This is a genomic window from [Clostridium] celerecrescens 18A (assembly GCF_002797975.1).
GTDB classification, from domain to species: Bacteria; Bacillota; Clostridia; order Lachnospirales; family Lachnospiraceae; genus Lacrimispora; species Lacrimispora celerecrescens.
The window spans coordinates 201537-218613 of sequence record NZ_PGET01000001.1; the positions used below are offsets into that span (position 1 = coordinate 201537).

A 17077-nucleotide genomic window follows, 5' to 3' on the forward strand; every position below is an offset into this window, starting at 1 on the left:
TTATCATATATACATAAAATATCATATATACAAAAAATGAAAGCGGGGAAATGGAATGTTCAGAAGTGAAAAAACACTAAGAGGAATTGAGAATCAGTACTACCGTGCAACCTATAAATCAATGGGTTTTACCAGTGATGATTTGGAACGGCCGATTATCGGTATTGCAAATTCGTGGACTGAAGGGGTACCGGGACATTTTAATCTGCGTCAGGTGGCGCAGAAAGTAAGAGACGGTATTAACCGTGCTGGAGGAACCGCAGTAGAATTCGGCACCATTGCATGCTGTGACGGAATGGCCCAGGGACATGATGGCATGCATTTTATTCTTCCCTCCCGCCAGATTATCAGCGACAGTATTGAGACCTTTGCCCAGGCCCAGCTCCTGGATGCGATTGTTTTACTGGGATCATGTGACAAGATTGTTCCGGGAATGCTGATGGCTGCAGCCCGGCTGGACATCCCCTGTATTCTCTTGCCAGGCGGTCCCATGGAAGGCGGAATTGTATTTGACGGCCGCCAATCAGACCAGACCTCCAGTGCGGAAGCATTAGGGATGTTAAGTGCCAATAAGATCACGGAGGAGGAATATAAGAAGCTGGAGGATTTAAGCTGTCCAAGCTGTGGCTCCTGTTCTTATCTTGGAACTGCCAATACCATGTGCTGCCTGTCGGAAGCCCTGGGGATGACACCACCTAATGGTGGTATGGCTCCGGCCACATCAGCTGAGCGTTTGAGAATCGCGGAAGAAACCGGAATTAAGATTGTGGAACTGACCAGAAATAAGGTGACAGCAAGGAAAATTATTACAAATGAGTCAATCAGGAATGCCATCAAAGTCTGTATGGCAATCAGCGGAAGTACGAATGCCGTAATGCATTTAACCGCAATTGCTCACGAAGCAGAGCTGAATATCAATGTTTTGGAGGAATTTGACGAGCTTAGCCGGAAAACGCCGCAGGTTGCCAAGATTAATCCTTCCAGCCAGTATAATTGCATTGACTTTCACCGGGCAGGAGGAGTCCCGCGGGTAATGGAAGCATTAAAAGAGCTGATTGATTTAGATGAGATGACGGTCACAGGAAAAACAGTAAGAGAAAATATTGAAAATCACAGATATGCATATCCAGCGGACCCAAGGGTAATTAAAACGGCGGAAGATCCCTTTGGTTTCCAGGGCGGTGTCGCTGTTTTAAGAGGAAATCTTGCTCCTGATACCGGTGTGACGAAACCAGGAGCATTTGATAAGAGTCTTTACCATTTTACCGGTGAAGCGATCTGCTTTGACAGTGAAGAGGCAGCGGAAGAGGCGATTCTGGCAGGAAAAGTACGGGATGGGCATGTTGTGGTAATCCGTTATGAAGGCCCCAAAGGCGGTCCGGGAATGAGAGAAATGTTCAAAGCCATGAAGTATCTCTATGGAAGAGGATTGGCGCTGACTACAGCACTGATTACTGACGGCAGATTTTCAGGAACCAACAACGGATGTTTTGTCGGTCATATCTCCCCGGAAGCAGCAGAAGGCGGACCAATTGCAATTGTAAAAGACGGAGATAAGATTGAGATTGATGTGGAAAACAGAAGTATTAACCTGCTGGTTAGTGATGAGGAGATCGCTGCGAGAATGGAAGGCTGGAAGCGGCCGGAGCCGAAGTTTAAGAGGGGATATTTAGCGCTTTACTCCAAATTTGCAGCTTCCGGTTCAGAGGGCGGAATTTTAAAGATTTAATGAATCATAAGAGAAAGAGGTAAAAACGTATGAGTGTATCAGCATTAGGAGCAATATTGGCTCTGGTAGTTGCCATCGTTTTAATTTTAAAAAAGGTCCCTCCTACATATGCCATGATAGCGGGCGCTGTTGTGGGCGGCTTAATCGGCGGAGCCGGGCTGGCCAATACGGTAACTTATATGATAAACGGAACAAAAGATATTGTGTCGGCAATTATCCGAATTGTGGCTGCCGGTGTGCTGGCAGGAGCTTTGATTAAATCAGGGGCAGCAGCGCGGATTGCCAATTCCATTGTGGAAAAACTGGGTGATAAAAATTCCCTGCTGGCAATGACTCTGGCTACCTGGCTGCTTACGGCCATCGGTGTTTTCGGTGATGTTGCAATCATAACCGTATCACCGATTGCCATTCAGATAGCCCAGAAAACAGGATATAAGAAGCTTGGCATATTGCTGGCCATGATCGGCGGCGTTAAGGCTGGCAATGTAATGAGTCCAAATCCCAACGGAATTGCTGCAGCAGAAACCTTTCATGTCCCGCTCACTTCCATGATGGCGGCAGGAATTCCTGCTGCATTGACAGCAATCGTGATTACAACACTTCTTGCCAAAGGCCTGGCTTATAAAGGGACAGATGTTGTGGCTGACAGCGACGGGGCGGATACCGTTCTGCTGCCATCACTTGCCGGTGCATTGACTGGGCCGCTTGTGACCATTATGCTGCTGCTGTTAAGGCCGGTTGCAGGTATTACCATTGATCCATTGATTGCCCTTCCGGTGGGCGGCCTGGTGGGCATGGCCGTAATGGGAAAGCTAAAAGATTTTGTATCATACCTGGAATTCGGACTGGGAAAAATGAGCGGCGTGGCAATGCTGCTCATAGGAACCGGAACGCTGGCCGGAATCATAGCCAATTCCACCCTAAAAGAGGTGATTGTCCAATTGCTGCAAAAAGCCGGTTTGCCGGGATTTCTGCTTGCGCCAATATCTGGAACCCTCATGGGTGCGGCTTCCGCTTCTTCCACAGCAGGCACGACCTTAGCCAGCCAGATTTTCGGTGATACCATTCTTTCTTACGGTGTTGCAGCACTGGCAGCCGGTGCCATGATCCACGCGGGAAGCTTTGTGTTTGACGGACTTCCCCATGGTTCATTTTTCCATGTCAGTGCCGGTTGTGTGAATATGAAAATCAATGAGAGACTGAAATTGATTGCTTATGAATCATTCATTGGCATCTGCATGGTAACGGTATCAACCATTGTATATGGTGTAATTAAAATAGCAGGATAGGAGACATAATGAAAGCAAAAATAGTAACCCCAACCCTCACCATTTTTAATCAGGAAGGTGCAATTGATTATGAAGGCAATCGTACGTTAATCCGTCATCTGGTAGACAATGGCGTTGATGGCGTGGTACCCCTTGGCAGTACCGGTGAGTTTACCATCCTTCCTTTTGAGGAAAAGAAAAGGTTTCTGGAGTTTTATCTGAAGGAAATTAACGGAGCAGTAAAAGTGCTGCCCGGAACAGGCTGTATCAATCACGAGGAAACGGTAAAGCTGTCGAACTTTGCTTTGCAAAATGGCGCGGATGGAGTTCTTGTTATCGGCCAGTACTATTACGGCATATCCCAGGAGGAGATTTTCCATTATTATGACTTCCTGGCATCCCGGATTGAAGGAAATGTGTACCTGTATAATTTTCCTGCCAGAACAAATTCAACATTTGAGCCGGAAACCGTTTTGCGCTTGCTGCGCAAACATAAAAATATTGTAGGAATGAAAGAATCGGTTTCTTCTTTTACTCATACAAGAGATATTCTGGATCTGATTCAGGGTGAATTTCCGGATTTTCAAATGTATTCCGGATTTGATGACCAGTTTCTTGATAATATTGACTACGGCGGACAAGGTTCCATCGGAGCCATTTCCAATCTGCTGCCCGGACTATGGTCAGGCTGGGTAAAAGCAAGAAATATGGAGAATTGGGAAGATATTATGAAATATAAGAAAAAAATCCATAAGCTGATGCGTCTTTATCAGCTGGAAACCAATTGTTCCGGTCTGTTTAAAGCGGTGTTAAAGGCAAGAGGGCTGGATATTTGCTCTCAGTCCATGTTCCCGTTTGACCAGGTGAGGAAGGAATCTGTCAGTGAGGCTTTGGCATTAATAGAATCCGTAGGATAAAGAAAAGGAGAATACTTATGATTTATTATATTCCACCCGTAAACTTAATGGGGAGAGGGTGCTTAAAAGAACTGAAGGAGCCGATCCGGAAATTGGGCTGTAAAAAGGCATTGGTTGTCAGTGATGGTTTTTTAAAGAAAAACGGTACAGTTGAAAAGGTTACGGCGATTCTTGATGCTGTGAATATCGGATATGCGGTTTACACGGAAGCAAAACCCAATCCTACTATAGATAACGTAAATAAAGGTCTGGAGCTTTTACAGAAAGAAAATTGTGATTTTATTGTTTCTGTGGGCGGCGGATCCCCTCAGGATTGTGGAAAGGCAATTGCTGTTTTGGCAGCAAACGGCGGACAGATTACTGATTATGAAGGTATCAACAAGTCTGCCAGAAAGTCTCTGCCTATTGTTGCAATAACGACAACCGCGGGCACATCGGCAGAAGTGACGATTAATTATGTGATTACAGATGAGAAACGCCATGTGAAAATGATAATGGTAGATTCCAACACCCTGGCTGAGATTACTGTAAATGATCCGGAACTGATGCTGGAAAAACCGGCAGCCTTAACGGCGGCGACCGGCATGGATGCTTTGACACATGCAGTGGAAGCTGTGGTTGCCAAGGGGGCCATGGATGTTACTGATGCAACGGCGCTGTACGCAATCAAACAAATTTTTGAGTATCTGCCACGTGCCGTAAAGGATGGAAACGATATTGAGGCAAGAGAGCAGATGGGATATGCATGCTTTTTAAATGGAATAGCTTTCAGTAATGCCGGACTCGGTAATGTTCATGCAATGGCTCATCAATTGGGCGGCCTTTATGATCTGCCCCACGGTGTATGTAATGCGATGCTCCTGCCGGTTGTGGAGGAAGAGAATGCAAAGCATGTGCCAGAGCGTTTTCGGTTAATTGCCGAAGCTGCCGGCTGTGATACCAAAGGCAAATCAGATCAGCAATGTGTGGATGATGTCATCAGAAAAATGAAGGAATTATCAAGAGAAGTTAATATTCCGGAGTCCTTAAAGGAACTTGGGGTGGATGAGCCGGATTTTGAGTTGCTGGCCGAAAATGCCATGAAAGATGCGTGTGCAGGTGCCAATCCTGTTTTCTTTGATAAAGAAAGGCTTGTGGAATTATTTAAAAAAATTCAGTAAAAGGGAAGCGCCGGTCTCCGGCGCTTCTATGCCTGTTTTTCAAAGAAGTTTCATGGCATTTTAGTGCAGAAATCATAAATATGGTTGTCAAACCGTGTCATTTTTTACAATAAAAGGACTCTCCGCTGGGCGGTGGTGCTTTCCGTAATTTTAAACTGGGCGTTTCTGGAGATGAAGTTTCTGCCGAATGCCCATAACAGTTGGTTATTGCTGCAAGATATCATTTGGCTTTTTCTACATCCTGCCCTTTATGATTTAAAAACATGGATTTTTAAGTATTTACTTTGCCTCTTCTATATGTTATGATGAAAAAAATACGTTATAATAGATGGTGAACAGTATGAATGACTTAAAATCAATTATTGTAGAGCGAATGAAAGCAGTACGCAACAGCAAGCAGTTAAGCTTAGATCAAGCGGCGGATATAACCGGAATCAGCAAGGCCATGCTGAGCCAGATCGAGCGTGGGCAGTCTATGCCTACAATCACAACACTTTGGAAAATCTCCACAGGGTATAAGGTTCCGCTCACCTATTTTTGGGAGAAGGAAAAGAGTAATTACACCAAAATAGACACATTGAATACCCAGCCGGTTTATGAGGAAGACGAAAAGATGCGGACCTTCCCCCTTTTCCCCTATAATCCAGCTCAGAGCTTTGAGATGCTGTATATCGAATTTGAGCCGGGGTGCGTTCACCAATCAGCCAGACATATGGATGGCGTGGAAGAATATATCTTTGTCCGGAAAGGACAATTGGAGATGCGCCTGAATCAGGATGAGACTGTTTTGACCGAAGCCCAGTGTTTCCGTTTTAAGGCTGATGTTCCTCATTGCTATATCAACTCGTCAAAGGAAACGTGCTGCATACTGAACATTATTTTTTACCCGATAGGGTCATAATGGAGTCCCAAAATATGAAAAAAGCACTTATATTTGGAATTATCGGATCTTTCTTTTTTGCATTTACATTTGTTCTGAACCGCAGCATGCACCTGTCCGGAGGAAGCTGGATTTGGAGTGCAAGTCTACGCTATCTGTTTACCTTTCCGATTCTTGCTCTGATTGTGGGAAAACAACACGGGTTTTTGCAAGTCCATAACGTGATCAGAAAGAATCTTTTCAATTGGCTTACTTGGAGTACCGTCGGATTTGGTCTGTTTTACGCCCCCATGTCTTATGCAGCCGATTATGGGGAGTCCTGGCTGATTGCTGCATCCTGGCAGGTAACAATTGTAATGGGTATATTATTGTCACCAGTATTCCATAAGCGTATCCCGATAAAAAATCTATGTATATCAGGATTTATTTTAATCGGAGTTTTTCTTTTACAGGTACATAATATTGCAGATTTGGATATTAAGATAACCCTTATGACGCTGCTTCCCATCCTTGTAGGGGCTGCCTCCTATCCTTTGGGAAATAGAAAAATCATGGAGGCAAGCGGGGATCAGCTTTCTACAATCCAGCGAACTTACGGTATGACGTTATGCAGCCTCCCCTTCTGGTTCATTTTATCCGTGTTCGGACTGGTAAATGCCGGGGTCCCTTCTGTAAATCAGACCGTACAATCCTTATGTGTCGCGGTTTTTTCCGGAGTGATCGCAACGCTGTTATTTTTTAAAGCCACCGATTTGGTTAATTCGAACCATAAGCAGCTTGCTGTGATAGAATCCACACAGTCGGGTGAGGTCATATTTACCTTATTAGGAGGTGTTTGGCTTCTTGGGGATTCCCGGCCTGATGGTCTGGGAATTATCGGCCTATCGTTTATTGTGTTTGGTATGATCTTAAACAGCATGATTGTATCCTTTTCTAAAAAATCAGAGATTATTGACCTGTAACGAATTGGTCTTTACCTGTCAGCCTGCAGTGCGTCTGCCGGCTGTTTTTGTATTCATATGCGGCGGCCTTGAGATGATAGAATTTCAGGGCGCCCTTTTTTATTTATCTTAAGTTATTACAAGTATGTAAGTATCAGGGATGTTTTGATCCGTATGAACTTGAAAGTCTCTTGATAGTCTGGTAATATTAGGAACAGATCACTTTGTTTTCAGCCGTCAAATGATAAAGAGGCTGAAGTAAAAAGGGCGGTCGGGAATGAAAAGGAATAACAGCCAGGTATACCGACAGGATAAATAAAGATAGGAAAGGAAAGGGTATATGAGCCAGAAACTTCTTACCCCCATCCTTCCGGAGTGGATGGATTTTGTTCTGGAAGATGTGGATGAATTATACCGCAAAAAAGACCAGGAGGAAGCGGTAAGTGATGTTCTCATAAGAAATCTTCATGTAACGGAGGAAGTGCTTTCCCATATGCGTTTTTCCGCCGTCATATTTGAAAACTGCATATTTCAGGATTGCAGCTTTGAAAAAGGAGAATTTACTGACGTGGCGTTCCGGGCCTGCGACATATCCAACTGCAACTTTGAGGACAGCTATTTTAACCGGGTGGAATTTACCTCCTCAAAGGGTATGGGAACAAAATTCTGCGGGAATACCATGCTCCATACCGTAATAAAAGACTGTAATTTCAACTATGCCAATTTCGATTCCTCCAGACTGGAGCACATCCAATTTACCGATTCCCAGGTCCGGGGCGGTTCCCTGACCCAGTGCCGCTGCAAGGCGTTTGAATGGAACCGGGCGAATCTGGAAAATGCAAGTTTTTTTAAAACCATGATGAAAGGAATGGATTTTACCAACAGCACCATACAGGGGTTGGTGATGTCTGATAACTGCACGGAGATAAAGGGCGCTGTGGTGGACCTATACCAGGCGGCGGAACTGGCAAAGTATCTTGGCATTGTCATAAAAAACTGACCATTCTGCTCTAACACGTTTCTGGATAAAACATGAGGTTTACAATGATCCCTTATATGATAAAATGGTTATAATTATGTTGCAAGATAAGCGTTTATTTAAGGAGGCGGGCTTTTTTATGATGGAACCCTCAAAAACTGCGTAGCACGGGTTATGCAGTTAAAATAATTAAGTAATTGTATAGCCTTTGCTATTCCTGACAGTAAAAATATGTTTGGGAGGCAGCGATGCGCTATCAGAAGGCGAATGAGATTTTACCGGAAGAGCTGGTGGAATTAATTCAGAATTATATAGATGGGGAATATGTTTATATCCCCAGAAAACAGGAAAATAAACGAACCTGGGGCCAGAGGACAGGTGCCAGAGAGGAAAGAAAGCTCCGGGACTTATCCATCTATGAGGATTACCTTTCCGGCATATGCGTAAAGCTTTTGGCGGAGCGCTATTACCTGTCCGAGAAAAGCATCCAGAGGATCGTACTTCAGGAAAAGAGAAATATGAAATTGAAATAAAGCGGCGCATCCGTAAGAAAATGGTGCGCCGCCTTTTCTTTGTTCCATAAGAAAATATGAGGTGGGATAAAGAAAGAGGGCGTGTTACAGTTGTTGAAAGAAACAATTGTAAAAATGGAGAAAGAATATGAATCGAAATTTACGAAAACAATGGATCGTCACGCCGGACCAGCTTCCAGCAATCATAAGAAGATGCCCGAAATGCGGGAAAAAGACGGAATTTATAAACAGCGGAAAATTCAGGGTCAATGCCAATGGCCGCCTCATAGATGTCTGGATGATTTACCGGTGCGGACAATGTAAGACCTCTTGGAATATGACCATATGGGAAAGAGCAGAGGCAGGCCGCCTGGAGAAAGAAGAATATGAGGGATTTTTAAATAATGATCCTGATCTGGTGGCAAAATACGGAAATGACAGGGATTTATTTGCCAGAAACAAGGCAGAAGCTGCTGCCTCAAAGGCGGAATACCATGTAACAACCGTTGATACTGCATTACCCTGCGGGGAGGATCATGCCATGGAGACCGAGATAAGGATTCCGCCTGGATTTGATTTGAGGGCAGATATTTTTTTAATGCAGCAGTTGTCCGTATCCAGAAGCAGGATAAAGAAATGGTGTGAGGACGGGCTGATTCTAAGCTGCGGACAGGTATTGTCTCCCAAAGGGAAAATCAAAGACGGGATGCTTCTGCAGATAAAAAAGGAAGCCTGCCGTTCGCAGTAGGAGGAATCGTTTAAGATGATTCAGTATCATATGATATAAATTCCTGCTTTTCCAGCTTTTTCTCATCTGCCCCGGTCCTTTTTATAAGAAGAAATAAAGTCATAAAAATGGTATATCCGATCAATAATGCTCCTGCAGTCAGCCATAACCCAGATATGGCAATCCGGTCTACAAACAGACTGCAGAAAAGGGACGCACACATGGAGCCTGCCTGCAGAAGAAAGGAACCTAAAGAAAGAACACTTGCCCTGAAATACCCTGGAGTATATTGGTTGATCAGGGTGTTTTCAGCTACACTTCCGGTTCCGAGAAGGAGATAAATACTGCCATATCCCAGGATAAAGAGCCAAACATTTTTATGAAGTGCCAGAACAAGCAGGGCGCAGCCAAGGAAAAACCGGCTGATGCTGTAAATCCGCCATTGGCGGCCGGGAAATTTTTTCAGCAGCCTTTGACAGAAGGAATTTCCCGTCGCTGCCAGTAAGAAACCGGCAAAGGACAGAATACCCAAAACCCAGGTTCCTTCCGTATGGTTTGAAATCTTAAGATAAGCCGGCTGCCAGTAGGTTTCAATAGAGATAAGGAAAAAGCCGGTAAACAGCATGCCTGCCAGAATCAATGGAAAGTCCTGTTTCGACAGGACTGTTTTTACGCCTCTCTTTATATGCCTTGTGAGGGGAATCCGATCTCCCCGGCGGCCGCAGATTTTATCCTCCCGGATGCAAAACAGACAGAGCATGAAGGTAACTGCTGTAAATACGCCGCGGGTCAATATATTTCCGGTAAAAGAATCTCCTATACAGGAAAGAAAGCCGCCAAGGACACAGCCGGCCGCAAGTCCGGCTTCTTCCAGAATTCCAAGGCGGGCAGCGATTGCAGGAAGACAAGCTTCTCCCTTTTCCTGAAGAGCCTGATCCACGATGAGGGCATCCAAGCTTCCGGTGGAAAAGGCCCTGCTGATTCCATTAAGAAGAATGTAAAACAACAGCCAAATCCAGTTGTCCGCAAACAGAAGCAGGATCAGAGACAGCATCTGGCATGCACCGGAAATTAGGAAAACCGTCTTTCGTCCATACAAATCTGCACAAATTCCGCTGGGCAGTTCAAAACAAAGGACCGCAGCAGAATAGGCAGCGATCAAAAGAGGCAGAGTCTTTAGATCGGCCCCCCTGTTTAAAAGAATTAAATTCAGCACAGGCAGAAGGATTCCCAGAGAAACATAATTGAGAAAAATAGTCAGCTGCTTTCCATTACTCATGAGGTTTTTCCTCCGCATTGTAGAGAATAAACGCATATTCCCAGGGGGATTTTTCTGCAGAAGGAATGGCATGCCGGTCTAAATAATCCGTGATCATCGTCAAAAGCTCTTTGCCTTCGCCCTCGGAAAGATGAATGACACCGGTCAGGATATCCCCTAAATTCCACGAACTTTCAGACTCGGCAGAATCATGCTGCCGCTCCAGATACTTCTTTTTCTGAGCCAGAAATCCTTCATAAGTACTTGCAATCTGCTCCTGGACAAGAACTTCCTTCTGCATATTGTTCTCATCAGGATGATCCAGTCCAATCTGGACATTAATATAGGTGGGTTTGTAATATCTGGCAGTAATACCATTGATCATTTCTGTATGATCCAGTTCCACGACTCCCAGCGAGCTTAGTTTCTTAATATGATGCTGGACACTGGAAGGGGATATCTCCAGTCTTTCCGACAACTGCTTGGGTGTCATAGGAGTTTTGGACCGTCCCAATAATCTAAGAAGCTTTTGCCTTACAGGATTCATGTAGATTTCCAGTTCCTTTTTTGTAGATAACGTAATTTTATCCATATTCCTTTCTCTCCTTATCCCTGTGATATCGTTACATGTATTGTAACATTACTTATTGTGTAACGTCAAGCGGTAATTAAGCAGAAAACAAGAAAGGTCTTATAAGTTTCGCAAATACATATCTTATGTATTGATTAAATAATTAAAAAGAATAGATATTTTTGGAAAAGCCTCTTGACAATCAGGGAATAATCTTATATTATAAACATAGTTAATAATAATAATTATTACTGATATTATTTATCAATAAGGGAAAGCAGCTATTATTATTTCACTTTCCATATGTCAGAATCAACACGCAGCCATACAGCTGTTTTCGCGGGGGCATGGCCTTCACGGAAAAAAGTAAAGTTTCCGCCCATAGAAACAGCGGAAAATCCTGATAAGTTAACATTAAATCAAAATATAAAAATCATAGGAGGTAATTCATTATGTCATTAATCGGAACAGAAGTAAAACCATTCAAAGCGCAGGCTTATCACAACGGAAAATTTGTAGAGGTCACAGAAGAAGATTTTAAGGGTAAGTGGAGCATCATCTGCTTTTATCCTGCAGATTTCACTTTTGTTTGCCCGACGGAACTTGAAGATTTGCAGAACAATTATGAGACATTTAAGAGTCTGGGAGCGGAAGTTTATTCCGTATCTACGGATACCCATTATACCCACAAAGCTTGGCATGACAATTCCGAGGCCATACGTAAGTTGACCTATGTTATGATTGGAGACCCCTCCCATACAATTACCCGCAATTTTGATGTACTGATTGAAGCAGATGGACTTGCGGACCGTGGTACATTTATCGTTGACCCGGACGGCATCATTCAGTCAGTAGAGATCAATGCCGGAAACATTGGCCGTGATGCAAACATTCTTATTGATAAGATCAAGGCTGCCCAGTACGTTAGAAAGAATCCTGGTGAAGTTTGCCCGGCAAAATGGAAAGAGGGCGGAGCCACACTGAAACCAAGCCTTGACCTGGTAGGAAAAATTTAAGGAGTAAAGATTATGATGCTGGATGCTGATATAAAGAAACAACTGGCTGAGTATCTCCAGCTTCTGGAAAACGATGTGCTGATCAAAATCAGTACAGGATCTGACAGTATATCAAACGACATGATGGCTCTGATGGAAGAGCTGACTGCACTGTCACCAAGAATTAAGACAGAACAGGTAAAACTGCCCAGAACTCCCAGCTTTACCATTAACCGAATGGAAGAAGACTTTGGGATAACTTTTGCAGGCATCCCTTTGGGCCATGAATTTACTTCTCTTGTACTGGCTCTTTTGCAGGTAAGCGGAAGAGCCCCCAAGGTTGACGGTAAACTAATTGAACAGGTGAAGGGTATCAAAGGCGAATATCATTTTGAAACCTACATCAGTTTAAGCTGCCATAATTGCCCGGAGGTGGTGCAGGCCTTTAACTTAATGAGCATTTTAAATCCTGGCATTACCCATACGATGATTGACGGTGCCGCCTTTAAAGAAGAGGCGGAGAGCAAAAATATTATGGCTGTGCCTACGGTTTTATTAAATGGTGAGGTTTTTGGCAGCGGGCGCATGACCCTGGAAGAGATTCTTGGAAAATTAGGCAGCGGGCCTGATATGTCAGAGTTTGAGAAAAAAGAGCCGTATGATATCCTTGTAATCGGAGGCGGTCCCGCGGGAGCAAGCGCAGCCATATATGCGGCGCGCAAAGGCATACGCACGGGGATTGTCGCAGAACGCTTCGGCGGTCAGGTCAGAGAGACGTTGGGAATTGAGAATCTGATCAGCGTCGGATACACCGAAGGTCCCAGATTAGCAGAAATCCTGGAGCAGCATGTTAGTAGTAATGATGTAGATATTATGAGTGCACAGCGTGCCAGGCGCCTGGAAAGAAAAGAACTCATTGAGGTGGAGCTGGAAAACGGCGCCGTCTTAAAAAGCAAGGCAGTAATCCTTTCAACAGGAGCCCGCTGGAGAAATGTCGGGATACCGGGAGAAGAGGAATTTAAGAACAAGGGAGTTGCTTATTGCCCCCATTGTGACGGACCTCTTTATAAAGGAAAGCAGGTGGCAGTCATTGGAGGCGGTAATTCCGGCATTGAAGCCGCAATTGACCTTGCAGGAATTGCCAGCCATGTAACGGTGTTTGAATTTATGCCTGAGCTGAAAGCGGATGCCATACTACAGAAACGCCTTTACAGCCTGTCTAATGTAACAGTCTTAAAGAACGTACAAACAAAAGAAATTACCGGCACGGATAAGGTAAACGGCATCACTTATATGGAACGTGAATCCGGAGCAGTCCATCATATGGATTTGCAGGGAGTATTTGTTCAGATAGGACTTATAGCCAATACAGACTGGTTGGGTGATACGATTGAGCGCAACCGCATTGGTGAGATTGTTGTTGATAACCGCAATGCAACCAGTTTGCCAGGAGTTTTTGCAGCAGGAGACTGCACGGACAGCGTTTATAAACAGATTGTGATCTCAATGGGATCCGGAGCCAGTGCAGCTTTGAGCGCTTTTGATTATTTAATAAGAAATTGATTTTATGTAAAGTGGTACCCATGAAACCCTTTGTTTATGCGTGTTTCATGGGTATCACTTTGCTATCAACGTGAATGCGGATGAGAACGTGAACGTGATCAAGGTAAGGACTGCACAACACCCTATTGTTTTATATTCATATAATAATAATGGAAAACAAAATTTTCCGAATATTGGAGTATAGGAGTAAATCAATATGGGTAACAATAACCAAAATTGGTATAAGGAATGTTGTGATTGCCAAGATAGGCGGCAGTCACATGTTCATGAAGTTCTAGGCAGCGTCCAGATAGCAGAACGCGAAGAAGATCCCCATAATCACCGTTTTGCTACGGTTTCTGGTGAAGCAATCCCTGCTGGTATGAACCACTTTCATGAAGTGAAATTTAGAACAGATTTTTATGAAAATCATTTTCATGAATTTCGTGGCAAAACATCGCTTGCAATTCCTGTTGGGGACAGACATGTTCATTTTCTGGAATCCGTAACAGAAGTGAGCGATGGTCATTTTCATGATTTTAGGGTGGCCACCTTGATTGAAGACCCTATCGGTGAAGAAGATTTAAAATCACGTTGTTAATATTAATGGCGGGTATCCGGTTTACCGGACCCGCCTAAAAAAATACCATGCAATCTTAGATGGTTCAATTATGTGCCGGTTGACCGGCAGGAAACAGCAGCTTTACTATAGCCCAAAACCTTGACATGTCCCATCTGTAACAGTATAATTTAAATGGATACGGCTGGAAAATGACTGGAGTGATAAATATGCAATATCGTGCACTGGAGCAGATGCTCATTAATTCAATAAAAGAAGTACAGATAAAATTAGGATATGAAAAAGAACCTATTCGCTTCTATTACCCCGAACGTGCTCTGGTGAACATCTTAAAAATCCACGAAGGCTCTCCTCAGGAAATAAGAGCAGCTATGGAAGGCTTTAAGGAATATGTGAAGGCGCGTCTGGGAAACATCAGGATCACAAAAAGCCAGGAACGTTTTTGCTTTGAGATTCCCCAGGAAGGAATCGAATACGTATATTACCATAAAAAGGACAATGGCTTCTTAAAAGAATTCATTGAAACCGTAGAAAAACCCAATACGACCTTAGAGGATATCTTGAGAGTCTTTCATAAATACGCCGACGGCAAGGTTATCTGCGTAAAATCTCAGGAAGAAGATTTCGATTATATTATATTTATTGAGGATTCCTCAATGGATCATTACCGGTATTATATTAAATTTCATGGAAATCACGCCACATACCACAGATTCTTATCCGAAGATGCAGCGGATATGGGCATATAACGATATCCTATCAGGAGAAGAGAACAATGCAGAGAAAAAGTTGGATCACAACCCTGTTTACAGGCCTGGTATTTATGGCCGCTAATAGTTTTACTGCCAAAGCAGATATGGCCGCCAATATGGTAATTCCCATCGTAGCTCCGCCGCCCTTTGAGCAGCAGACTGGCCCTGGAATCAGCGGGGGGAAAGAATTTTCCCAGACAGCACCGGAAATTTACACAGGTACTGGAGAACAGGTTGTGGTTTTTGCAAAACAGTTTCTAGGAAACCCCTATGTATATGGTGGGACAAGCCTTACGTCAGGTGCCGACTGTTCCGGATTTGTGCTAAGCGTTTATAATCAATTTGGCATAAGCCTCCCAAGGACCTCTGAAGCCCAGGGAGAAGCGGGATTTGATGTAGGCGGAATCGAGAATGCCCGGCCGGGCGATATCGTATATTACATAGGACATACCGGTATTTACATAGGGCAGAATCAGCTGATCCACGCAAGCGGCCCAAAGGATGGGATTAAAATATCCGCTGTGGATTTTATGCCAATTGTTTCAGTCAGAAGAGTATTAGGGAATTAAATAATAATAAGATCATATTTAAGCTTATTCAGATGCTTCGTCAGAATCATCGGGAATAAGCTTTTTTTAATGCAGCAGTTTGCCGGAATGCCTTTCATTAAGTCAAAAGTTTTTCAGTCATAATTTGTCCCGCCACACATATATTGAGGTAAGAGGAGGGATGAAGGTGGAGAGGAAAGACGAGCTTATCAATATATTTTCCAGGAGCATAAGAGAAATTTTAAACCGGGTGACAATTGACTTTGACGAGGTTCAGGAAATCAGGCTCCGGGTAGGAGCTCCTCTTTTAATGGTATACCGGAATGAGGAGTATTATGTGACTCCCAGGGGTTCCCTGAATAAGGAAGGAAAGGACGCCTATATTGTCTCGAAAAATGAGCTTAAGGAAACCATGGAGTACATGAGTAACTATTCTCTTTATGCATTTGAAGAAGAGATGAAGCAGGGGTTCATTACCATTCAGGGAGGACACCGGATCGGAATCGCAGGAAAGACCATTTTAGATGAATCCGGAATTAAGGCCATGAAATACATATCCTTTGTCAACGTCCGGCTGTCCCATCAGGTGAGGGGCTGTGCCTCTGAGGTTTTGCCCTATCTTTATGAGGAAGGGAGAGAAATCTATCACACTCTGATCATTTCACCTCCAAGATGCGGGAAGACCACTTTGCTGAGAGATTTGATCCGTCAGGTTTCTAACGGTTCTGAGGAGCATGCAGGCCTTACCGTAGGCGTGGTTGATGAGCGTTCTGAGATTGGGGCCTGTTATCAGGGGATCCCTCAGAATGAACTTGGAATCCGTACCGATATTTTGGACTGCTGTCCTAAGGCAAGAGGAATGATGATGCTGATACGGACCATGTCCCCCAGAGTGATCGCCGTGGACGAGATCGGGAGCCGGGAGGATCTGGAAGCAATGGAATACGTAATGAACTGCGGCTGCAAGCTGATTGCCACGGTTCACGGAAACTCTATAGATGATTTAAAGCAGAAGCCGATTCTTAGAAAGCTGGTGGAGGAGCGGATCTTTGAGAGATATGTGGTCTTAAACAACTTAGGAAGGATCGGAAACATCGACCAGATCTATGACTCCAGGGGAACGCAGCTCTACAAGGCGCAGGTACATCAGATGGGAATACGGTGGGACAGGCAGGAGTGCATAGCTTATGGATAATACATGGCTGCGGATAATAGGAGCTCTTCTGGTCATTATATCATGCTCGGGCCTTGGATTTTTTATGGCGGCCCAATGGAACGAACATTTAAGAACTGTAGAAAAGCTTAGAAAAATGATTTTTTTATTGAAAGGCGAGATAGTTTATGCCAATTCTCCGCTGACTGAGGCCTTTGAACGGACCGGTAGAAAGGCAGGGGGGGAGATCGGTGTTTTGTTTGAGAGCGTGTCGGAAAGACTTTCCGGACAGCAGGGAGAAACCTTTTATACCATTTGGCAGGAGGAGATTGACAAGCTTCCCAAAGAGGTCTGCTTGTCCAAAGAGGACAAACAGAATTTAAAAGGTCTGGGGGAGCATCTGGGCTACTTAGACATGGACATGCAGGAGCGGAATATCCTTTTATATCTGGAACAGCTGGACTTAACAATCGGTTATCTGAGAAAACATAAGCAGGAAAAAAGCCGCCTTTATACCAGCCTGGGTATCATGGGCGGTTTATTCCTAACAATCGTAATGTATTAA

Annotated in this window: 18 protein-coding genes; 16 read left to right on the forward strand and 2 right to left on the reverse strand. The window is 44.1% G+C overall.

Features of this window, described 5'->3' with window-relative positions:
* Window positions 1-55: 55 nt before the first annotated feature.
* The 9 genes from ilvD (at window position 56) to H171_RS01050 (ending at window position 9134) form a co-directional block, all read left to right on the forward strand.
* Entirely contained in the window at window positions 56-1729 is a 1674-nt protein-coding gene (gene ilvD / locus H171_RS01010) for a dihydroxy-acid dehydratase (protein WP_100303490.1), read from the forward strand.
* Between the two features lie 29 nt (window positions 1730-1758).
* Window positions 1759-3018, forward strand: coding sequence for a GntP family permease (locus H171_RS01015; RefSeq protein WP_100303491.1), 1260 nt, complete (start codon window positions 1759-1761; stop codon window positions 3016-3018).
* Window positions 3019-3026: 8 nt separating this feature from the next.
* Entirely contained in the window at window positions 3027-3914 is an 888-nt protein-coding gene (locus H171_RS01020; protein ID WP_100303492.1) for a dihydrodipicolinate synthase family protein, read from the forward strand.
* A gap of 17 nt (window positions 3915-3931) precedes the next feature.
* On the forward strand, window positions 3932-5074 hold the full coding sequence (locus H171_RS01025) for an iron-containing alcohol dehydrogenase (RefSeq protein ID WP_100303493.1): 1143 nt from the start codon (window positions 3932-3934) through the stop codon (window positions 5072-5074).
* A gap of 340 nt (window positions 5075-5414) precedes the next feature.
* Window positions 5415-5975, forward strand: a complete 561-nt coding sequence (locus H171_RS01030; protein ID WP_100303494.1) for a helix-turn-helix domain-containing protein — start codon at window positions 5415-5417, stop codon at window positions 5973-5975.
* 14 nt (window positions 5976-5989) lie between these two features.
* Window positions 5990-6916 (forward strand): DMT family transporter, encoded by a 927-nt coding sequence (locus tag H171_RS01035; protein ID WP_100303495.1) that lies wholly within the window; start codon window positions 5990-5992, stop codon window positions 6914-6916.
* Between the two features lie 319 nt (window positions 6917-7235).
* Window positions 7236-7895, forward strand: a complete 660-nt coding sequence (locus tag H171_RS01040; RefSeq protein WP_100303496.1) for a pentapeptide repeat-containing protein — start codon at window positions 7236-7238, stop codon at window positions 7893-7895.
* A gap of 227 nt (window positions 7896-8122) precedes the next feature.
* The gene (locus tag H171_RS01045) at window positions 8123-8407 is read left to right on the forward strand and encodes a CD3324 family protein (protein ID WP_100303497.1); all 285 of its coding nucleotides are present in this window, start codon (window positions 8123-8125) and stop codon (window positions 8405-8407) included.
* Between the two features lie 127 nt (window positions 8408-8534).
* On the forward strand, window positions 8535-9134 hold the full coding sequence (locus H171_RS01050) for a DUF1062 domain-containing protein (protein ID WP_100303498.1): 600 nt from the start codon (window positions 8535-8537) through the stop codon (window positions 9132-9134).
* A gap of 10 nt (window positions 9135-9144) precedes the next feature.
* On the opposite strand, the gene H171_RS01055 is transcribed toward H171_RS01050, so the two are convergent.
* Window positions 9145-10392 carry an MFS transporter gene (locus H171_RS01055; protein WP_157803087.1) on the reverse strand — a complete coding sequence of 416 codons (1248 nt, stop codon included), beginning with the start codon at window positions 10390-10392 and terminating at the stop codon, window positions 9145-9147.
* Window positions 10385-10963, reverse strand: a complete 579-nt coding sequence (locus H171_RS01060) for an ArsR/SmtB family transcription factor (protein ID WP_100303500.1) — start codon at window positions 10961-10963, stop codon at window positions 10385-10387. The genes H171_RS01055 and H171_RS01060 overlap by 8 nt, the downstream gene beginning before the upstream one ends.
* A gap of 431 nt (window positions 10964-11394) precedes the next feature.
* On the opposite strand from H171_RS01060, the gene ahpC reads away from it, so the two are divergent.
* From ahpC to H171_RS01095, 7 genes are all read left to right on the forward strand, one after another.
* Window positions 11395-11958 (forward strand): alkyl hydroperoxide reductase subunit C, encoded by a 564-nt coding sequence (gene ahpC, locus H171_RS01065; protein ID WP_100303501.1) that lies wholly within the window; start codon window positions 11395-11397, stop codon window positions 11956-11958.
* A gap of 12 nt (window positions 11959-11970) precedes the next feature.
* Window positions 11971-13500 carry an alkyl hydroperoxide reductase subunit F gene (gene ahpF / locus H171_RS01070; protein WP_100303502.1) on the forward strand — a complete coding sequence of 510 codons (1530 nt, stop codon included), beginning with the start codon at window positions 11971-11973 and terminating at the stop codon, window positions 13498-13500.
* Between the two features lie 196 nt (window positions 13501-13696).
* Window positions 13697-14080 carry a YmaF family protein gene (locus H171_RS01075; RefSeq protein WP_100303503.1) on the forward strand — a complete coding sequence of 128 codons (384 nt, stop codon included), beginning with the start codon at window positions 13697-13699 and terminating at the stop codon, window positions 14078-14080.
* A 188-nt stretch (window positions 14081-14268) separates the two neighbouring features.
* A complete protein-coding gene (locus H171_RS01080; protein WP_157803088.1) occupies window positions 14269-14808 on the forward strand; it encodes a DUF3877 family protein in 540 nt (179 codons plus the stop codon).
* Window positions 14809-14834: 26 nt separating this feature from the next.
* A complete protein-coding gene (locus H171_RS01085) occupies window positions 14835-15380 on the forward strand; it encodes a C40 family peptidase (protein ID WP_100303505.1) in 546 nt (181 codons plus the stop codon).
* Between the two features lie 166 nt (window positions 15381-15546).
* The gene (spoIIIAA, locus tag H171_RS01090) at window positions 15547-16554 is read left to right on the forward strand and encodes a stage III sporulation protein AA (protein WP_100307369.1); all 1008 of its coding nucleotides are present in this window, start codon (window positions 15547-15549) and stop codon (window positions 16552-16554) included.
* Window positions 16547-17077 carry a stage III sporulation protein AB gene (locus H171_RS01095; RefSeq protein WP_100303506.1) on the forward strand — a complete coding sequence of 177 codons (531 nt, stop codon included), beginning with the start codon at window positions 16547-16549 and terminating at the stop codon, window positions 17075-17077. The genes spoIIIAA and H171_RS01095 overlap by 8 nt, the downstream gene beginning before the upstream one ends.